Annotated in this window: 18 protein-coding genes; 8 read left to right on the top strand and 10 right to left on the bottom strand. The window is 56.5% G+C overall.

From position 1 onward, the window contains the following. Positions 1–150 precede the first annotated feature (150 nt). The 8 genes from C5O24_RS04225 (at position 151) to ypfJ (ending at position 8,895) form a co-directional block, all read left to right on the top strand. On the top strand, positions 151–1,590 hold the full coding sequence (locus C5O24_RS04225) for a DUF6242 domain-containing protein (RefSeq protein WP_107035296.1): 1,440 nt from the start codon (positions 151–153) through the stop codon (positions 1,588–1,590). 38 nt (positions 1,591–1,628) lie between these two features. Continuing rightward, positions 1,629–2,288: a type IX secretion system protein PorG gene (porG, locus tag C5O24_RS04220; RefSeq protein ID WP_107035295.1), complete on the top strand. Its 660-nt coding sequence runs from the start codon at positions 1,629–1,631 to the stop codon at positions 2,286–2,288. A 29-nt stretch (positions 2,289–2,317) separates the two neighbouring features. After that, on the top strand, positions 2,318–3,070 hold the full coding sequence (uppS, locus tag C5O24_RS04215) for an undecaprenyl pyrophosphate synthase (protein WP_107035294.1): 753 nt from the start codon (positions 2,318–2,320) through the stop codon (positions 3,068–3,070). A 57-nt stretch (positions 3,071–3,127) separates the two neighbouring features. Continuing rightward, on the top strand, positions 3,128–5,788 hold the full coding sequence (locus C5O24_RS04210) for a BamA/OMP85 family outer membrane protein (RefSeq protein WP_107035311.1): 2,661 nt from the start codon (positions 3,128–3,130) through the stop codon (positions 5,786–5,788). A gap of 100 nt (positions 5,789–5,888) precedes the next feature. Further along, a complete protein-coding gene (locus tag C5O24_RS04205) occupies positions 5,889–6,404 on the top strand; it encodes an OmpH/Skp family outer membrane protein (RefSeq protein ID WP_107035293.1) in 516 nt (171 codons plus the stop codon). 56 nt (positions 6,405–6,460) lie between these two features. Continuing rightward, positions 6,461–6,961 (top strand): OmpH/Skp family outer membrane protein, encoded by a 501-nt coding sequence (locus tag C5O24_RS04200; RefSeq protein WP_107035292.1) that lies wholly within the window; start codon positions 6,461–6,463, stop codon positions 6,959–6,961. 112 nt (positions 6,962–7,073) lie between these two features. Further along, complete coding sequence (gene murI / locus C5O24_RS04195; RefSeq protein WP_107035291.1) at positions 7,074–7,922, top strand: glutamate racemase; 849 nt, start codon at positions 7,074–7,076, stop codon at positions 7,920–7,922. A gap of 109 nt (positions 7,923–8,031) precedes the next feature. Beyond that, on the top strand, positions 8,032–8,895 hold the full coding sequence (ypfJ, locus tag C5O24_RS04190) for a KPN_02809 family neutral zinc metallopeptidase (RefSeq protein WP_107035290.1): 864 nt from the start codon (positions 8,032–8,034) through the stop codon (positions 8,893–8,895). A 66-nt stretch (positions 8,896–8,961) separates the two neighbouring features. Here the strand turns inward: ypfJ and C5O24_RS04185 are convergent, their stop codons facing one another. From C5O24_RS04185 to C5O24_RS14280, 10 genes are all read right to left on the bottom strand, one after another. Continuing rightward, entirely contained in the window at positions 8,962–9,669 is a 708-nt protein-coding gene (locus C5O24_RS04185) for a ComF family protein (protein ID WP_107035289.1), read from the bottom strand. Continuing rightward, complete coding sequence (locus C5O24_RS04180; RefSeq protein WP_161553799.1) at positions 9,666–10,169, bottom strand: regulatory protein RecX; 504 nt, start codon at positions 10,167–10,169, stop codon at positions 9,666–9,668. Before C5O24_RS04180 ends, C5O24_RS04185 begins: the two co-directional genes overlap by 4 nt. After that, a complete protein-coding gene (gene prmC / locus C5O24_RS04175; RefSeq protein ID WP_107035288.1) occupies positions 10,166–11,020 on the bottom strand; it encodes a peptide chain release factor N(5)-glutamine methyltransferase in 855 nt (284 codons plus the stop codon). The genes C5O24_RS04180 and prmC overlap by 4 nt, the downstream gene beginning before the upstream one ends. A 16-nt stretch (positions 11,021–11,036) precedes the next feature. Then, positions 11,037–14,273, bottom strand: a complete 3,237-nt coding sequence (gene carB, locus C5O24_RS04170) for a carbamoyl-phosphate synthase (glutamine-hydrolyzing) large subunit (protein WP_107035287.1) — start codon at positions 14,271–14,273, stop codon at positions 11,037–11,039. A 15-nt stretch (positions 14,274–14,288) separates the two neighbouring features. After that, positions 14,289–15,359 (bottom strand): glutamine-hydrolyzing carbamoyl-phosphate synthase small subunit, encoded by a 1,071-nt coding sequence (gene carA / locus C5O24_RS04165; RefSeq protein ID WP_107035309.1) that lies wholly within the window; start codon positions 15,357–15,359, stop codon positions 14,289–14,291. Between the two features lie 131 nt (positions 15,360–15,490). After that, positions 15,491–16,096, bottom strand: a complete 606-nt coding sequence (locus C5O24_RS04160) for a serine O-acetyltransferase (protein ID WP_107035286.1) — start codon at positions 16,094–16,096, stop codon at positions 15,491–15,493. Positions 16,097–16,099: 3 nt separating this feature from the next. Next, the gene (locus tag C5O24_RS04155) at positions 16,100–17,209 is read right to left on the bottom strand and encodes an endonuclease/exonuclease/phosphatase family protein (RefSeq protein WP_107035285.1); all 1,110 of its coding nucleotides are present in this window, start codon (positions 17,207–17,209) and stop codon (positions 16,100–16,102) included. Beyond that, a complete protein-coding gene (locus tag C5O24_RS04150) occupies positions 17,206–18,012 on the bottom strand; it encodes a rhomboid family intramembrane serine protease (protein WP_107035284.1) in 807 nt (268 codons plus the stop codon). The genes C5O24_RS04155 and C5O24_RS04150 overlap by 4 nt, the downstream gene beginning before the upstream one ends. Beyond that, positions 17,999–18,745: a rhomboid family intramembrane serine protease gene (locus C5O24_RS04145; RefSeq protein ID WP_107035283.1), complete on the bottom strand. Its 747-nt coding sequence runs from the start codon at positions 18,743–18,745 to the stop codon at positions 17,999–18,001. The genes C5O24_RS04150 and C5O24_RS04145 overlap by 14 nt, the downstream gene beginning before the upstream one ends. A 1-nt stretch (position 18,746) precedes the next feature. Then, the coding region (locus C5O24_RS14280) for a hypothetical protein (RefSeq protein ID WP_205961063.1) at positions 18,747–18,975 on the bottom strand (229 nt) is incomplete at its 5' end.

Here is an 18,975-nt window from a genome sequence, read left to right as displayed (position 1 = left end):
AATCGCGGAATATGTGAGGCCGTGTGTAGAACCGGTGTGATAACCTGTGCCGTGGGTGTGAGGCCGTGTGTGAGATTACGTATTTTAACTATGAAGGTCGCGGAGTTAATGAAAATGTTGTTAACTTTGCACGTTGAAAAATATAGTTTTATGAAGCCAAGACTTTATCACATCATATTGGCAGTCCTAACCGGTTGGTCTGTAATATCATGCAATAGCGATGACAGCGAGGTGACTGTGATCGAAAGCACTACGTTGAGCAATGTGGAGGTGAAATATTTCGGACTGGGAAGCGCTCCGCTGATAGCCGAGAACACCGACACACTGTTTTTTTCGATAGATCTCAACAACGGGGTGATATTCAACGCCGACTCTCTTCCGGCCGGAACCGTGAAGGGCAATGTTACGGTAGATCTCACTGTCGAATCGGCCAGCCAGCTTGAGGTGCTTTTCACTGATAAAGAGGGTGAACCGCAGACGATCAACTACTTCGAGAGCAGCAATGACTCGGTGTATTTCGGCAACGATGACGTGAAGGTGCGCATAGTGTCGGCCGACGGCAAGGTGCAGCGCGACTATGTGGTGAAACTCAATGTGCACGAGAAGAAACCTGACTCGCTTTATTGGGATGTGACCAATTTCGCCATGCTTCCCACTACTCTCGGCAGCCCGGCGGCGCAGAAGACCGTGGAGATGGGCGGCAGATACTACACTCTTGCTTCTGACGGACGCTCTGCTACAATCGCAGTGACCGACAATCCGGCCGACCGCCGGTGGAGCATCTCGCAGGCCTCACTTCCGTCCGGCAGCGATGTGGCCACGTTATCGTCGGTTGACGGCATTCTCTATATCACGGCTCTCCACAAGCTTTACCTAAGCGCCGACGGCGGCAAGACGTGGCGCGACACCGGTGCTTCGATGGACTACATCTATGGCGGTTACGGTGCGACGGTGCTCGGCAACAAGAAGAATGCAGACGGCTCTTACAGTCATGTGACATATCCGGCGACGGCAGAGAAGCCGGTGGCCGAGGACTGTCCGGTCAAGGGTGCGAGCGCTCCGATGACTTTCACCACCCAGTGGAGCGACAAGGCGATGTTCGCCATGCTTGGCGGCCGGAAGGCCGACGGCACGCTCACGGGCAGCATGTGGGCCTACGACGGCAGTGAATGGGCCGCTGTATCGCTTCAGTCGCTGCCCCCTGTGGAGGGTGCGGTGATGATACCTTATTATCATGTGACGCATGACATCCAGTATGTGGCGAGCAGTTCGCCTGTGCTGCTGGCTTTCGGCGGCAACTATGCCAGCGGTCAGCTTAACGACAAGGTGTATATGTCGGTAGACCAGGGTGTGCATTGGGCGGAGGCTCCAGCGTATATGCAGCCCGGAAGCAACGCTCCTCTGCTGACAGGCGCCCAGGCGCTGGTCGTGAACCAGACTCTTTATCCCGAGGCTTCCCGTGCCGTCAAGCCGATAAGCTCTTGGGAGTGTCCGTATATATATCTGTTCGGCGGAGTATCGTATGACGGTTTCTCGCCGTCTATAAAGCGCGGATATATCAATTACTTCACTTTCTTCCCGATACAATAAGCCGTGTGGTGAGGAGGACGAGGCTTTACATACTGGCAATGTCTCTTGCGGTGTCGGCTCTGACGGGTCTGCGCGCGCAGGAGGCACGCTATATGTGGGATTTCGGCGTCTCGCTGGGGATGAGCGGATATACGGGCGATGCCAACGAGGAGTTCGCTTTCCGTCGTCCGGGCATCCATGCCGATCTGTTCGGCCGCTACAATTTCAATTCGCGCTGGTCGGGCCGGGTGCAGGCCGGGGTGAACAGTATCAGCGGCAATACCTCCGACATGAACAATGCACTGCCCGGCGGAGCTGATTACCGTTTTACGGCGACAGTGGCCGATCTGGCCGTGCGTGGCGAATTCAATTTTTTCCCTTATGGCATAGGTGAGACCTACAAGCGTCTGCGCCGCTGGACTCCATATCTGGGTCTGGGTGTGGGCGTGGTGATGTCGAATGTTGACTCGCGCAGCTACGCCTCTCTGACACTTCCGATAGCTGCCGGCGTGCGCTACAAGCCTTCGGAGCGGCTTAATCTCGGACTGGAGCTGACGATGAACAAAACGCTGACGGACAATCTCGACGGCCGTGATCTCGCCGATCCATACGGTATCAAGAGTTCGCTGCTGAAGAACACTGACATGTACTGGGCTTTGAGCATGTCGGTGAGCTACGAGTTTGGCGAGCGCTGCGAAACCTGTCACCGCATAGACTGATCTTATCAGAGAAACAAACACAAGCAATCATGAACAGACACCATAACACTTCAGCCACCGACCGCCGGATACCGGAGCATGTGGCCATAATAATGGACGGCAACGGACGGTGGGCCACCGAACGCGGCATGGACCGTTCGGCCGGTCATGTGGAGGGTGTCAACACAGTCAGGAAGATCACCGAGGCCGCTTCTGAGGCCGGTGTGGGCTACCTGACCCTATATGCTTTCTCGACCGAGAACTGGCAGCGTCCGCAGGCCGAGGTGGATGCCCTGATGCATCTGATCGTCATGGCCATCGAGCGGGAAACCCCCGATCTGATCAAGAACAATGTCAGGCTGACGATGATAGGCGATTTCGAGCGTATGCCGGCCGAGGCAATGGCCCGTCTGCAGCAGTGCATGGCCGATACGGCCCACTGCACCGGGCTGACGCTGTGTCTGGCGCTGAGCTATTCGTCGCGTTGGGAGATCACCGAGGCGTGCCGCCGTATGGCCGCGGCCGCGGCCGCGGGCACTCTGACGCCTGAGGAGATCACTCCGCAGACTGTCTCGGGGTATCTGACAACAGCCTCAATGCCTGATCCGGATCTGCTGATACGCACCGGCGGCGACCGCCGTGTCAGCAACTTCCTGTTGTGGCAGATAGCATATTCAGAAATCTATATCACCCCTACCTACTGGCCCGACTTCAGCAAGGCCGACTTCGAGCGCGCTCTCGACGACTTTGCCGGACGCGAGCGGCGTTTCGGGCTAACTTCCGATCAGGTAAAACAACCATAAACGACAGTTCACTACGATTTACATACTATCACCGATATCAATCACGCAATGGATATAATGAACAAGCTGAGTCAAATATATCGTAATCTCATAGCCTTCGCGGCGCTGGCGCTCATGGCCGGTCAGCCGGCCGCAGGCATGGTAAGCCAGCCGGCTGACACTGTGTACAATCCGCCGGTGGTGTTCAACAGCATGCCGCGCTCCTACGAGATCGCCGAGATCAGTGTGGACGGAGCCGACAACTATGAGGATCACATCGTGATAGGCTATTCGGGTCTTAAGACCGGCGAGCGGATAGAGATACCGGGCGACGAGCTGACCCAGGCCATGAAGCGTCTGTGGCGTCAGGGTCTGTTCAGCAAGGTGCAGATCACGGTGGACAAGACCGCCGACGACAAGGCCTGGCTGACGATCCATCTGCGCGAGCAGCCCCAGATATCGAAGATCGAGTATCAGGGGGTGAAAAAGGGCGAGAAGAACGACCTTCAGGAGCGTCTGCAGCTTTATGAGGGCAATCAGGTGACGCAGAACATCGTGAACCGCGCCACCATGATCATAAAGGCTTATTACAAGGAGAAAGGTTTCGGCAATGCCGAGGTCAGCATAGTGCTTCACGAGGATCTGTCGGCTCCCAACAAGATGATAGTGGAGATCAACGTCGACAAGCACGACAAGCTCAAGGTGCACAAGATCTATATCGACGGCAACGAGATGCTTTCGGACAAGAAGATCAAGAGCGCCATGAAGAAGACCAACGAGAATGGCAATCTGCTCAATCTCTTCAAGCAGAAGAAGTTTGTGGAGAGCGACTATCAGGATGACCTCAACCGCATACTGGAGAAATACAACGAGCTCGGCTACCGCGACGCGAAGATATTGTCGGACAGCGTCGTGCCGTTTGACGAGAAGACTGTCGACGTGCACATCAACGTCGAGGAGGGTCAGAAATACTATATAAGCGACATATCCTGGGTGGGCAATACGGTGATCGAAACCGACAGGCTCAACCGGATACTCGACATACGTCCGGGCGAGGTGTACAACCAGAAACTGCTGGAGAAGCGCACGCAGACCGATGAGGACGCTGTGGCCAACTATTATCTCAACAACGGCTATCTGTTCTATCAGCTTGTGCCTATCGAGAAGAATGTCAGGGGCGACTCCATCGATCTGGAGCTTCGCATGATGGAGGGTCCGCAGGCGCGAATCAACCGTGTGGAGATCAACGGCAACGACCGCCTGTATGAGAAGGTGGTGCGCCGCGAGCTTTACATACGTCCGGGCGAGCTTTTCCGCAAGGATGACCTCGTGAGATCGATACGTGAGATAGCGCAGACGGGTCATTTCAATCCTGAGAATCTGAATCCGGATATCCGTCCCAATCAGGAGGACGGCACGGTGGATATAATCCTGCCGCTTGAGTCGAAAGCCAATGACCAGATAGAGTTCTCGCTGGGCTGGGGTCAGACCGGCGTGATAGGCAAGGTGGCTCTGAAATTCACCAACTTCTCGATCAAGAATCTTTTCAACCCGGGCAGCTACAAGGGGATAATACCGCAGGGCGAGGGTCAGACGTTCACCGTTTCGGCTCAAACCAATGCCCGCTACTATCAGCAGTATGCGGTGTCGTTCCTTGATCCGTGGTTTGGCGGCAAGCGCCCCAACTCTCTGTCGGTGTCGGCTTATTTCTCGCGTCAGACCGGTGTGAACGACTCTTATTACAACAACAACTGGTATAATTCGGGTTACGGCTACGGCTATCCTTACGGTTACGGTTATGGCTACGGATATGGCAACTATGGCTACGGTTATGACAATCAGTACAGCTACGAGAATGCCTATGATCCGAACAAGGTGCTTCAGATGGCCGGCGTGACTCTGGGCTTCGGCAAGCGTCTGAACTGGCCCGACGACTATTTTTCCTTCACCACCGAGCTGTCGTATCAGTGGTATTATCTGAAGAACTGGGATTACCTGTACTATATGAACAACGGTACGTCGAACTCGCTTGTGCTCGGTCTGACCCTGGCCCGCAATTCGATTGACAGTCCGCTTTACACCCGCCGCGGCTCGCAGTTTTCGCTGAGCCTGCAGATGACTCCTCCGGCATCGCTCTTCGGCAAGCATGACTGGAAACAGCTCAGCGAGGAGAATACCACCGAGGCTAAGAAAAAGATGTATCGCTGGATCGAGTACTGGAAGCTGAAGTTCCAGAGCCGCACATACACTCCGCTCAATAATCCGACGGGCAAGTGGACTCTGGTGATGATGACCCGTGCCGATTTCGGTCTGCTGGGCAGCTACAACAAGTATCTGAAGACTCCGTTCGAGACATTCTATGTGGGCGGTGACGGCATGAGCGGATCGTACAGCTACGCAACGGAAACCGTGGCTCTCCGCGGATATGACAACGGCGCTCTGACTCCGTGGGGCTATGACGGCTACGCTTATGCCCGACTGGGTGTGGAACTCCACTTCCCGTTCATGCTGCAGCCCACGACGACCATCTATGGCCTGACATTCCTCGAGGCGGGCAATGCATGGACCAATGTGAAGGACTTCTCGCCGTTCAACCTCAAGCGTTCGGCCGGTGCGGGCGTGCGTATCTTCCTTCCGATGGTGGGTCTGATGGGTATCGACTGGGGCTATGGCTTCGACAAGGTGTTCGGCCGTCGTGGCGGAAGTCATTTCCACTTCATTCTCGGTCAGGAGTTCTGATGCCGGTGCGGATGTGTGTGTCGGGACTGAATGTGGCCGTCGATTAAACAATTCGGCCGCGTGAGTGTCTAAATAATATATAAATCGGAAAAACTGAGATATGAAACGTATAGCATTGATAGCAATATCCCTGGTGGGATGTGCGCTCGGCGCCATGGCTCAGAAGTTCGCTCTGGTCGACATGGAGTATGTGCTGAAGAACATACCTGCCTACGAGATTGCCAATGAGCAGGTCAACCAGATGTCGCTGCGCTGGCAGAAGGAGGTGGATGTTCTTGCCGAGGAGGCCGACAAGATGTATAAGGACTATCAGTCAAACATGGTGTTTCTGACCGACGAGCAGAAGCAGAAGCGCGAGAAGGAGATAACGGCCAAGGAGAAGGCCGCCGCCGAGTTGCGCCAGAAGTATTTCGGTCCGGAGGGCGATCTGTTCGTGCTTCGTCAGAAGCTCATGGAGCCGATTCAGGACGAGGTTTACAATGCCGTGAAGGCGGTGAGCGAGGAGCGCGGATTCCAGTGTATCTTCGACCGTGCCTCGTCGGCCGACATAATATTCGCCTCGCCGCGGATTGATATCAGCAACGAGGTGCTGGCCAAGTTAGGATATTCGAAGTAAATTTCGTAACTTTGCATAACGAAAGCGATAATTTTTAACAGACTCAAACATAAACGATGATTAAGAAAATTTTTGTGGCTATCTTGATAGCTCTCCCCGCCATCGCCTCCGCGCAGGCAAAGTTCGGTGTGGTCAACAGTCAGCAGATTTTTGCGGAGCTTCCTGAAACCAAGGAGGCCGAAACACAGATGGAGGCCGCTTCCGCCAAATTCCAGTCGGAGTTCAAAGTGCTTCAGGATGAGTATAACAAGGTATATACTGAGTTCCAGAACATGGATGCCAATACTCCCGAAACGATCCGTCAGCGCCGCATGACTGACATTCAGGAGAAGTCTCAGCGCATAGGCCAGTTCCAGCAGAGCGCTTCGGAGGATCTGGACCGTATGCAGCAGCAGCTGCTTGCTCCGATCCAGCAGAAGATCGCCGATGCTATCAAGGCCGTAGGTCAGGAGAACAATTTCACCATGATCTTCGATGTGACCCAGCCTGTGTATGTAGGCACCGATGTGGTCGACGCCTCCGATCTGGTCAAAAAGAAGCTCGGAATAGCGAAGTAAGGTTTTTAAGGCCTTGCTTCCGGGTTGAAAAAAATGTGGCGCTGTGTCAGGGTGATCAACAGATCATGTGACACAGCGTTTTTTTGTATGGTGACGTCACATTGTTTGCATTATGGATGCTGTGAATGAGGAGAGATATGCCTCCGGGCCGATCGGGGTGTTTGACTCGGGCTATGGCGGCCTGACGATACTCAAGGAGATACGCCGGGCGCTGCCGCAGTATGACTACGTGTATCTGGGCGACAATGCCAGAGCGCCTTACGGTCCGCGTTCGTTCGATATCGTATACCGTTTCACACTTGAGGCGGTGAGGTTTCTTTTCGCTCGGGGATGCCGTCTGGTAATCCTGGCGTGCAATACGGCCTCGGCCAAGGCTCTGCGGACGATACAGCAGAATGATCTGCCGCAGATAGATCCGTCGCGGCGCGTGCTCGGGGTGATACGTCCTACGGCGGAATCGATAGGGCGGCTTACAAAGACCGGCCATATCGGCGTGCTCGGCACCGTCGGGACGGTAAGCTCGCAGAGTTATGACATGGAGGTGGAGAAGCTTTATCCGGGCTACAGGGTGACGTCGGAGGCTTGCCCGATGTGGGTGCCTCTGGTGGAGAATCTGGAGGCTGACGGCGACGGTGCGGATTATTTTGTCGACAAGTATGTAGGCCGGCTGCTTGAGGGCAATGAGACGCTCGACACGATAGTGCTTGCCTGCACGCATTATCCGCTTCTTTACGGCAAAATACGCCGGAGGGTTCCCGAAGGAATCCGCGTGGTGTGTCAGGGCGAGATCGTGGCAGAGAGTCTTAAGGATTATCTCGGGCGGCATCCGGAGATGGAGAGACGCTGCCGTCGCGGTGGCACATGCGAGTATCTGACGACGGAGAATCCTGAAAAGTTCACCGGTCTGGGTCGTGTGTTTCTCAACGAGGATGTGATAGCCACTCATGTAGATATCGACTGAACATTATGGCTTTTTGAGCATTATCTAATAAGAGATCGTGTTGTTTGAGCCAGGGCTGTGATATTCCTGTAGCTGAAACAACGAGATGCAAGTAATCATATACAGCGTTATGAAACTTTCGGGACGCAGACAGAGCAGCAACATCGAGGATCGCCGCCGCAGCGGCGGCAAGGTGGCTGCAGGTGGCATCGGAGCCGTGATAGTGGCGGCTCTCATAGCCTGGATATCGGGCGGTAATCCGCTTGAGGTAGTGATGGGCAATGCCGGACAGCTTCTTGGCGGCGGGACTTCGCAGCAGCAGGCGTATGTGCCCGACAGTCAGGATGAGGAGCTGGAGCAGTTTGTCAGCACGATTCTTGCCGGAACGGAGGATGTGTGGACCGAAGAGTTTCAGCGCCGCGGACTGACGTATGAGCCTCCCAAACTGGTGCTGTTCAACGGTTCGGTGCAGAGCGGTTGCGGTGGCGCGACGGCGCAGACCGGTCCGTTTTATTGTTCGGCCGACGAGTCGGTGTATATCGATCTGAGTTTTCTGAAAGAGATGCGTCAGACGATCGGTGCGGGCGGTGATTTCGCATTTGCTTATGTCATAGCCCATGAGGTGGGCCATCATGTGCAGAATCAGTTGGGAATACTTGGCAAGGCTCACGAGCAGATGAGCCGTCTGAGCAAGTCGGAGGCCAACAAGATCAGTGTGCGTCTGGAGCTTCAGGCCGATTATCTGGCCGGCGTGTGGGCTCACAACGATAACAAGCGGTTCAACTCGCTTGAGGAGGGTGATCTGGAGGAGGCTCTCGACGCTGCGATGAAAATCGGCGACGATTATCTGCAGAAGCGCGCTCATGGCTATGCCGTGCCTGAATCGTTCAATCACGGCACTTCGGATCAGCGTAGCCGCTGGCTCCGCAAGGGGGTGACCGACGGGACTATAGAGGGTGGCGACACCTTCACTCCCGCTTATTCTTCGCTCTGACCGTGCCGTGTGTGCGCAATCATGGTCAGAAGTCAGCAGGGCGGCTAAGGGGTGGAATGTGGCTGATCAGTATTTATGGGCGAGGGCGAGGGTGGCCACGCTTATGCGTGCGGCCGGAGAGGCAGTGTGGAGCGCTGTCAGGCAGCTGAGCGTTGTGGCTCCGGTGGTCATTACGTCGTCGACGAGCAGTATGTGACGGCTGTCGGGCGTGTGATGCTTTGACACGGTGTAGACGCCGCGTGTGTTGATCCAGCGCTGGTATGACGTGCGGCGCGTCTGCGTGGAGTGGCGACGTGCATGGAGCATTTCCTCTACCGGCAGGCCTGTAGCGTCGGATATGCCGAGCGCTATTTCCTTGGCCTGATTGTAGCCGCGGATGATGAACTTGAGTGTGGCCAGCGGCACGGGCGTTATGACGTCGATGCCGTCGAAGAATCCTGTTGGGGCGATCTCTGTGGCAAACATGCGTCCGAGTGTGCGTGCGAGCCGCGGACGGCCGTTGTATTTGGCCTGCTGTATGAGTTTTGCGTAGGGTGAGTCGCGGTAGTAGTAGAACCACGAGGCCGCTTTTTCGACCGGAAGGCCGGGTGATGCGAGGCGTATGTGCATCTGTGTAAATGCGTCGGAGGCGATGCCCGTGCGTGGCATGTCGGTGAGGCATTCGAGGCAGAGGATATGTTCGCCGTGTGCCAGCGACCGGCCGCAGACTTCGCATACGCGGGGGAATATCACGGAAGCCAGATCGTCGATCCATGAGCGGATGGACTGTTTCATAGGGGGCTGTCGCCGTCGTCGTCCCACAGCCGGGGGGATTTTACCGCGCGGATCGCTGCCGCGCTTTCGTAGCCGCGCGACAGGGCAAACCGTATGAGCCGCGTCAGGCTGTCGTAGTCGGCCGGATCGGCGTTTATGGCACGCGAACGTGTGCGCAGCAGGGCTATCAGGGAGTTTTCGTAGGCTTCGGGGGAGATCTCCTCGTCGATGATGCTGTCGGCCATGTCGCGGTCGATGCGCTTGGCTGCGAGGGCGGCACGGATTTTGAGTCGTCCCCAGTGGTTGAAGATGAATTTGTCGCGGACAAACGCGCTTGTGAATCGCCTGTCGTCGATATAGCGGTCGCGCTTGAGCAGGCGTATGATCTTGTCGCTGTCGGATGATCCTATGCCCCAGGTGTAGAGTTTGCGCGCTATCTCGGCGGTGCAGTGTTCGGATCGGCCGCAGAGGTCGCGGAGCCGTTCGAGCGCCTGACGCGGCGATGTGGTGGGTCGGTTCATGAGGTCCGTGTGGCTATGGCGAAGCGCAGCTTGCCTGATGTGTCGCGCCGCAGATCGATGTCGTGCCATCCCTGTCGGGCGAGCATGTCGCGAAGCGCTTCGGCGTGGAGTGGATTGATCTCAAGGTATAGCGAGTGTCGGGGTGCGAGCGCTTTGACGGCATAGAGTCCGATCGCTTCGTAGAAGAGCAGCGGGTCGGTGTCGGGCACGAACAGAGCAGAGTGGGGTTCGTAGAGGAGCACGTTGGCGTCGACCGACGTTTTTTCGCTCTGTGTGATGTAGGGCGGGTTGCTGACGATGATGTCGTAGAGCGGGGCTTCGGGTGGAGTGAGCGCGAGCACGTCGTCGCGTCGCACGTCGACGTCGACTTTGAGCTGCGACGCGTTTTCGCGTGCCACGGCTATGGCGGGCTCGGAGATGTCGATGGCGGTGACTTCCGCGAATGGGAGGTTGCGTGCGAGAGCGCAGGCTATGCATCCTGATCCGGTACAAAGATCGGCCACCCGCAGATCGGACTGACCGCTGTGGTCGCCGACAATGATGTCGACGAGTTCGGCCGTTTCGGGCCGCGGTATGAGCACGTCGGGGGTGACGGTGAAGTCGAGTCCGTAGAATGTGGCGCGCCGGAAGATGTATTGCACGGGCTCGTCGCGCAGCAGCCGGTCGACGGCTTCGCTGATTTTCGACTGTATGAATCCGCTGACCGGCTCGTCGGCCTTGACGGCTATGTCGACAGGAGTCCATCCTTTGAGCCGGAACAGTATCTCTCTGACGAGCGCCCGGGCCTCACCGTCGGAATAGTGAGGCTCCAGGCGCTTGCGGGTTTCGGCTATGCTCTGGCCGAGTGTCATAGTGGAGACAGTGTGGTCATTTATACTCGTCCCACGACTTGATCTCGATCTGGTCGAGTGTCATCGATGTGAATGCGTCGATGAATGCCGATGCCAGGCGGGCGTTGGTGAGCAGCGGTATGTTGAGGTCGATTGCCGCGCGGCGTATCGTGTGTCCGTTGCCCAGTTCGGTGGGTGTGAGGTTCTTGGGGATGTTTACCACGAGATCAATCTCATGGTTGTGGAGCAGTTCGAGTGCCTGCGGCTGCATGTCGGCCTGACTGGGCCAGTAGACCTTTACGGCGGGTATGCCGTTGTCGTTGAGGAAGGCGTGTGTGCCTCCTGTGGCGTAGATCTTGTAGCCCTTGTTGTTGAGTTTGTGTGCGGCGTCGAGCATTGCGGCCTTCTGCTTGGGTCCGCCGGTGGAGAGGAGTATTCCCTTTGAGGGGATGCGGTTGCCGACGGAGAGCATGGCCTTGAGCAGCGCGTCGGACGAATCGTCGCCCAGACAGCCGACTTCGCCGGTCGACGACATGTCGACTCCGAGCACCGGGTCGGCTCCCTGCAGGCGTGAGAAGCTGAACTGCGAGGCCTTGATGCCTACGTAGTCGAGGTCGAATGCGCTCTTCGCGGGTTTTTCGACGGGAATGCCGAGCATCACCTTGGTGGCTATGTCGATGAAGTTGAGTTTCAACACCTTCGATACGAAGGGGAAGCTGCGCGATGCGCGCAGATTGCACTCGATGACTTTGATGTCGTTGTTCTTAGCCAGGAACTGGATATTGAACGGGCCGGATATGTCGAGGGCTTTGGCTATGGCCGAGGCCACTTTCTTAAGACGGCGTATGGTTTCGACGTAGAGTTTCTGCGGCGGGAACTGTATGGTGGCGTCGCCGGAGTGTACGCCGGCATATTCGATATGCTCGGATATGGCGTAGATCTTGATCTCTCCGTTCTGTGCCACGGCATCCATCTCGATCTCCTTGGCGTTTTGTATGAACTCGCTGACCACTACGGGGTGCTTCTTCGAAACGTTGGCAGCCAGACGCAGGAAGCGTTCAAGCTCGTCGGAGTTGGAGCAGACGTTCATAGCGGCTCCCGAAAGCACGTAGCTCGGGCGCACGAGCACCGGATAGCCAACTTCGTCGATAAACTGGTAGATATCCTCGAAGCTCGTCAGCTCACGCCAGCGCGGCTGATCGACTCCGATGCGGTCGAGCATTGCGGAGAACTTGTTGCGGTCCTCGGCGTTGTCGATGCTGCGCGCCGATGTGCCGAGTATGTTGACGTGCTGGTCGTCGAGGCGTGTGGCGAGGTTGTTGGGTATCTGTCCTCCCACCGAGAGGATGACTCCGTGGGGCTGCTCAAGGTCGAGTATGTCCATGACACGCTCGAATGTCAGCTCGTCGAAGTAGAGGCGGTCGCAGAGGTCGTAGTCGGTCGATACGGTTTCGGGGTTGTAGTTGATCATCACCGATCGCCAGCCTTCTTTCTTGACGGTGAGAAGTGCGTTGACCGAGCACCAGTCGAACTCCACGGAGCTGCCGATGCGGTAGGCTCCCGATCCGAGGACTACGATCGACCGGTGGTCGTGGAGATAGTTGACGTCGTTTTCGGTGCCGTTGTATGTGAGGTAGAGGTAGTTGGTGCTTGCGGGATATTCGGCGGCGAGCGTGTCGATCTGCTTGACGACAGGGGTGATGCCGAGCCGTTTGCGCAGTTCTCTCACCTGAAGTATATTGTTTTCGGGATCGGCCATGGAGTCCTTGAGCACGCAGCGTGCTATCTGGAAGTCGGAGAATCCCTGCTGCTTGGCCTGGCGGAGAAGCGGCTCGGAGATGTTTTCGAGCTTGTCGCAGAGGCTGAGTTCGTCGGATGTGCTGACGATGTTGGCCAGACGGTGGAGGAACCAGCGGTCGATCTTTGTGAGTTCGTGTATGCGTTCGACGCTGTAGCCTTTCATCATGGCCTGTGCGATGACGAAGATGCGTTTGTCGGTCGGCTCGGCGAGTGCATGGTCGATGTCGGCTATGGAGAGTTCGCGGTTGCCGGTGAATCCGTGCATGCCCTGTCCGATCATGCGTAGGCCTTTCTGTATGGCTTCCTCGAATGTTCGTCCGATGGCCATGACTTCGCCGACGGATTTCATGGACGATCCGATCTCGCGGCGTACGCCGTGGAATTTGCCGAGGTCCCAGCGGGGTATCTTGCAGACGATATAGTCGAGCGCCGGCTCGAAGAATGCGGATGTCTCCTTGGTGACGGAGTTCTTAAGGTCGAAGAGTCCGTATCCGAGTCCGAGTTTGGCGGCGACGAATGCCAGAGGATATCCGGTGGCTTTCGATGCGAGTGCCGAAGACCGGCTCAACCGGGCGTTGACCTCGATGACGCGGTAGTCCATCGATGCGGGGTCGAAGGCATACTGCACGTTGCATTCGCCGACGATGCCGATATGGCGTATGATCTTGATGGCGAGCTGGCGCAGGTAGTGGTAGTCTTCGTTGGTGAGTGTCTGCGAGGGTGCTACGACGATTGATTCGCCGGTGTGTATGCCGAGCGGGTCGAAGTTTTCCATGTTGCAGACGGTGATGCAGTTGTCGAACCGGTCGCGGACCACTTCGTATTCGACCTCTTTCCATCCTTTGAGCGATTTCTCCACGAGCACCTGGGGTGAGAAGGAGAGTGCTTTTTCGGTGAGGCTGACGAGCTGCTCCTCGTTGTCGCAGAATCCCGATCCGAGTCCGCCGAGGGCGTAGGCCGCGCGGACAATGACGGGGTAGCCGAGGCGCGCTGCTGCCGCGCGTGCGTCGTCGATGGTGTTGACGGCCTCGCTCTTGATGGTCTTGACCCCGATCTCGTCGAGCTTATGGACGAAGAGTTCGCGGTCCTCGGTGTCCATGATGGCCTGTACGGGGGTTCCGAGCACTTCTACTCCGTAGCGTTCGAGCACCCCGCTCTCGAAGAGTGCCACTCCGCAGTTGAGTGCGGTCTGTCCGCCGAATGCGAGCAGTATGCCGTCGGGGCGTTCTTTTTCGATGACTTTCTCAACGAAGTAGGGTGTGACGGGGAGGAAGTAGATCTTGTCGGCGAATCCTTCGGAGGTCTGTACGGTGGCGATGTTGGGGTTGATGAGGACAGTGGTGATGCCCTCTTCCTTCATTGCTTTGAGAGCCTGCGATCCCGAGTAGTCAAATTCGCCGGCTTCTCCGATCTTGAGTGCTCCGGAGCCCAGCAGAAGGGCTTTTTTTATTTTTTGGTTCTTGTGGTCTGTCATGATGATGGCTGATGGTTAGAGGAGGCTGATGAATTCGTCGAAAAGAAACTCTGTGTCCTTGGGTCCGCTGCTTGCTTCGGGGTGGAACTGCGCGGAGAAGAAGGGCTTGGTCTTGTGGCGTATGCCTTCGTTGGTGCCGTCGTTCATGTTGACGAAGAGTGTTTCCCACTCTTCGGGCAGTGTGTCGGAGTCGACGGCGAATCCGTGGTTCTGCGATGTGACGAAACATTTGTCGGTGCCGATTCTTCTTACCGGCTGGTTGTGGGAGCGGTGTCCGTATTTGAGCTTGTAGATGCTGGCTCCTGCGGCTTTAGACAGCAGCTGGTTGCCCATGCATATTCCGCAGATGGGTTTGCCGGTGTCCATGGCTTTACGGATGTTGTCGACGGTGGCCTGCGCCATGTCGGGGTTGCCCGGTCCGTTGGATATGAAGAGTCCGTCGTAGTCGATCTGGTTGAAGTCGTAGTCCCATGGCACGAGTATGACTTTGACTCCGCGGCGTGTGAGGCATCGGATAATGTTGTGTTTCACTCCGCAGTCGACGAGCACGACGGTCTTGTCGCCGTCGCCGTGGGTCTCGACCTGTCGGGTGCTGACTTTGGCGACGAGGTTTTCTTTGTTGGGGTCGTAGAATTCGACGTCGCCGCATCCTTCGACGATGATTTTGCCGAGCATTGATCCTTTTTCGCGGAGATGTCGCGTGAGGGCGCGGGTGTCGATGTCGTATATTCCGGGGATATGCTGCTCCTTGAGCCAGTCGCCGAGCGATCGTGCGGCCTGCCAGTGGGAGTGGTCGTAGCTGTAGTCCTGTGCTATGATTGCGCGTGCGTGGATATGGTCGCTTTCAAGAAATTCGCTGACCTGCTCCTTCTCTCTTTCTGGTGGAACTCCGTAGTTGCCTAATATGGGATAGGTGGTGACGAGGATCTGTCCTTCGTAGGACGGGTCGGTGAGGCTTTCGGGGTAGCCTGTCATGGCGGTATTGAACACCACTTCGCCCGAAGTCGAGGCCTCGTAGCCGAATGATTTGCCTTCAAAGCGTGTGCCGTCTTCGAGTATCAGTACGGCTTTTTTTGTTTGTCGCATGCGATAGAATTTTGATGATGTTTCGTCGGTTGTCATGACTTCTATCGTGAAAACCATGCAAATTTAGCAAATATGCTTCAATTGGCAAAATCGGCGGGCGATTTTATGTGCATAATCATGCAAAAAAGCATTCAAATCGGCCATGGGTGTCGTATGAATTCGGGGTGTCCGGCCGGTGAGATCTGTCGGGCGGGTACACCTCCGGCTGTGGTGTGTGGCATGATGTCGCGTGTGACCACCGCTCCGGCTCCTATGCAGGCTCCGCTTCCGATCTCCACGTTGTCGACAATGCATACCGAGGGTCCGATGTAGACTCCGTCGCCGATCCGTGCGGCTTGTGGCCCGTTTGCTCCGATGGTGGTGAACTGTCCGATGTTGACGTTGTTTCCAATGACAGCCGTGGGGTTGATGATGAGTCCCTGGCAATGCTGTATGTATAGTCCGAACCCGATGGTGACCTTTGGCGGGATAAATAGCCCGTAGCGTCGTTTATAGCGTTTGGTCATCAGTCGTGCTATAGGGTAAAGCCATCCTTTGCGGTGTTGCGCGAGCCTGAACCAGAACGAGAATCCGATGCTGATGCGTGTGAATCCGCTGATCCATATCCGCAGTATGGAGTCGTGTCGGCCGTTGTGGCGGTATGAGTCGGACTTTATGAGGGTGGCGCAGTCGGCATAGCTTTCGGGTGAGGGTATGCTGACGTCGGATCCGGCTATGTTATAGGTGGTGTAGCGCATGGCTCAGTCTTGTGTCGTGGCGGGGTTGTTGAGGGTGAATGTCATTTCGACGGGGTAGTGGTCGGAGTATGGCCATGTTAGGCGTCGTGTGCGCAGCGGTGTGATGAGCTGCGGGCTGTAGAGTATGTGGTCGATGCGGAAGTAGAGCCGGTTGGCGTGGTAGGTGATGGCGGGTCCGAGCGCCGACTTCCGCCATGCGTCGCGCAGTCCGGTGGCGGCGAGCGATCTGAGTGCATAGCATCCGGGCACGTCGTTGAAGTCGCCGCAAACGATGCATTTGCCTCCGGTTTCGGCTATCATGTCGGTCAGCGCGGCGGTCTGCAGGGCTCTTGCGCGAAACGCTTCTGTGAGTTTGGATATGAGGTCGGAGCGGATCTCGCGTATTTCGCCTTTGATGCCGCGGCCCTGTGTGTCGCCCCGTGTGAGGTCGCGGTAGAGCTGTTTGTCGTCGGGTGTGAGTCCGATCGACTGGAGGTGTACGTCGAACAGTGTGATTGTGTCGGCTCCGATGTAGATGCGGAAGGCCCGTACCCGGAAGTCGTCGGCATTCGGTCGTGAGAGGATTATTTCGTCGAAGGGGAAGCGCGAGAGCAACGACTGTCCGCGTGCGCCATAGGAGCGGTAGGGATAATGACGGCTGATGCTGTCGAGGAGCGGACGGTTGGCCTCGCCGGCGGCTATGGATGCGATGTCGTAGCATTCCTGAAGCGCTATGATGTCGGCTTCGGACGACGCCAGCATCCGGAGGGTGGGATTGGGGCTGTCGGAGACGGATGTGCCGGTGAAGTCGGTGAGCTGCATGACGTTGTAGGTCAGTAGCGTCAGCGGTTCTGAGTCGGCGGCCGGCTCGGAGAAGTTGAGCGGGCAGACGTCGAGAGCCGGGCTGAGGCAGCAGAGGAGTGACGCGACTCCGACTATGGCGGCCTTGCGGCAGATAAACAGGTTGACGATAATCAGTATGACCGTCAGTAGCAGCATGGCCGGAAATATCATGGCAAGCACTGATGGGAGAGCCCATGACTGTGGATTGACCGAGCCGGCGTAGGCCGACGCGACGGTGACTATGGCCACTGTCAGCGCCGACAGCATGGCTATGATGCGGATCAGTTTCATTTGCGGCTGATTTCGAATAGTGTGCGACGTTCTTCGGGTGTCAGCGACGCGTAGCCTGAGATGCGAATCTTGTCGAGCAGCATGTCGAGCTGTTTACGGTCATCGGTGCCGACTCGGCCGGAGGTGTTCTCAGGCCGGTGTCGGACCGTCCCGGGTCGGGATGTGGCCGTTCGGCGTATCTTGATCATAAACAGGACGCCGGCTGCAGCTCCTGCGAGATGGGCTATGTGTGCGCCGATGGATGTGCCTCCGATGGCTGCGGCGTCGAGCGCCACGATGGCGAGTGCGATCCACCGGATCTCTACGGGACCTATGAGCATCAGGTTGATGCGTAGGCGCGGAAGCGCTACTGCCGTGGCTGCGACTACGGCAAGCACGGCTGCGCTGGCTCCGACCATGGAGTGTGGGGCCGTGAGCGATGCTGTCAGGCCGAAGAGCAGGTATGTGGCCGCTCCGGCGAGTCCGCCGGTGAGATAGACTGCCATTAGCCGCGTGCCGGAGAATACGGTGAGCAGCAGTGTGCCGAACCAGTAGAGCCAGAGCATGTTGAAAATGAGGTGCATCACCTCATAGTGGGTGAACATGTAGGTGAACGGTGTCCACGGGCGACTCATGAGCGCGGCGGCGTCGGATGACAGCGCGAGCCGGTCGACGAGTGTCTGGGCCATGCTTCCGCCGGCAGCAGATGCGCCTGTGGCTGCGGCGATCCTGACGATAACGAACACTGCCGCGCAGGCAATGATGATCCAAGTGAGCGCCGACCATCGTGGGGCGCGATTTCGTATGAGTTCAATAACCGCCATGCAGTGTGCCTTTCTTTTTCCAGAACCATATCATGATGAATCCGAAGATCATGCCTCCGAGGTGGGCGAAGTGGGCCACTCCGTCGTTGGCCGAGCTGAGCCCGATCAGCAGTTCGATGGCTCCGTAGCCGATGACCATCCATTTGGCTTTGATCGGCACGGGTATGAACATGATGTAGAGCGGCATGTTGGGGAAGAGCATTCCGAATGCGAGCAGTACTCCGTAGATGGCTCCGGATGCTCCGATGGTCTGCAGCTGGTTGAGGAATGTCAGTTCCTGTCCGGAGCTGACCGCCGCGCTGATGGCCTGGCGCATTTCGGGGAAGTCGACGCCGTAGAAATTGGCCATGCTTCTGACGAAGATATCCTCCCATGTGCATGCCCACACGAGTTCCTGTATGATGGCAGCTCCGATGCCGCACGAGATGTAGTAGAAGAGAAACCGCGGCGCGCCCATGACTCTTTCAAGGGTGACTCCGAATATGAAGAGTGTGAACATGTTGAAGAGTATGTGGGCGAAGTCGGATGTGGAGTGCATGAACATGTATGTCAGCAGCTGCGCGGGGTTGAAATCGGGCGCCTTGATATAGTGGAGCGCGCCAAACTGCATGATGTCTATGCCGAGCCGGTGGGGAAGCGCCATGGTGGCGAGCCAGACTATGAAGTTGATGATTATGAGATTTTTTGTAACAGGCGGAATGTTACTGAATATCGAGCCTCCTGATCTAAGCATGTTATATTATATATGGTTGTTTATATCGAGTTGCAACCGCAAAATTACCAATAATCGCCGTCACGGCAAAATCTGAATCAGCGTGGGTCGCGGTGTGGTTTGTGACATGTGGCCGCAGGATGTAAAATGCGGTAAGAAATGTGTATGAAAGTGTCGCCAATTGGTGTGCTATTTTGATTAAAAATGGCAAAAAACGGCACTGTTCAATGGTTTTTTCGGCAAAAAAAAAA

Source organism: Paramuribaculum intestinale (assembly GCF_003024925.1).
GTDB classification, from domain to species: Bacteria; Bacteroidota; Bacteroidia; order Bacteroidales; family Muribaculaceae; genus Paramuribaculum; species Paramuribaculum intestinale.
This window is presented reverse-complemented; position numbering and strand designations above follow the sequence as displayed.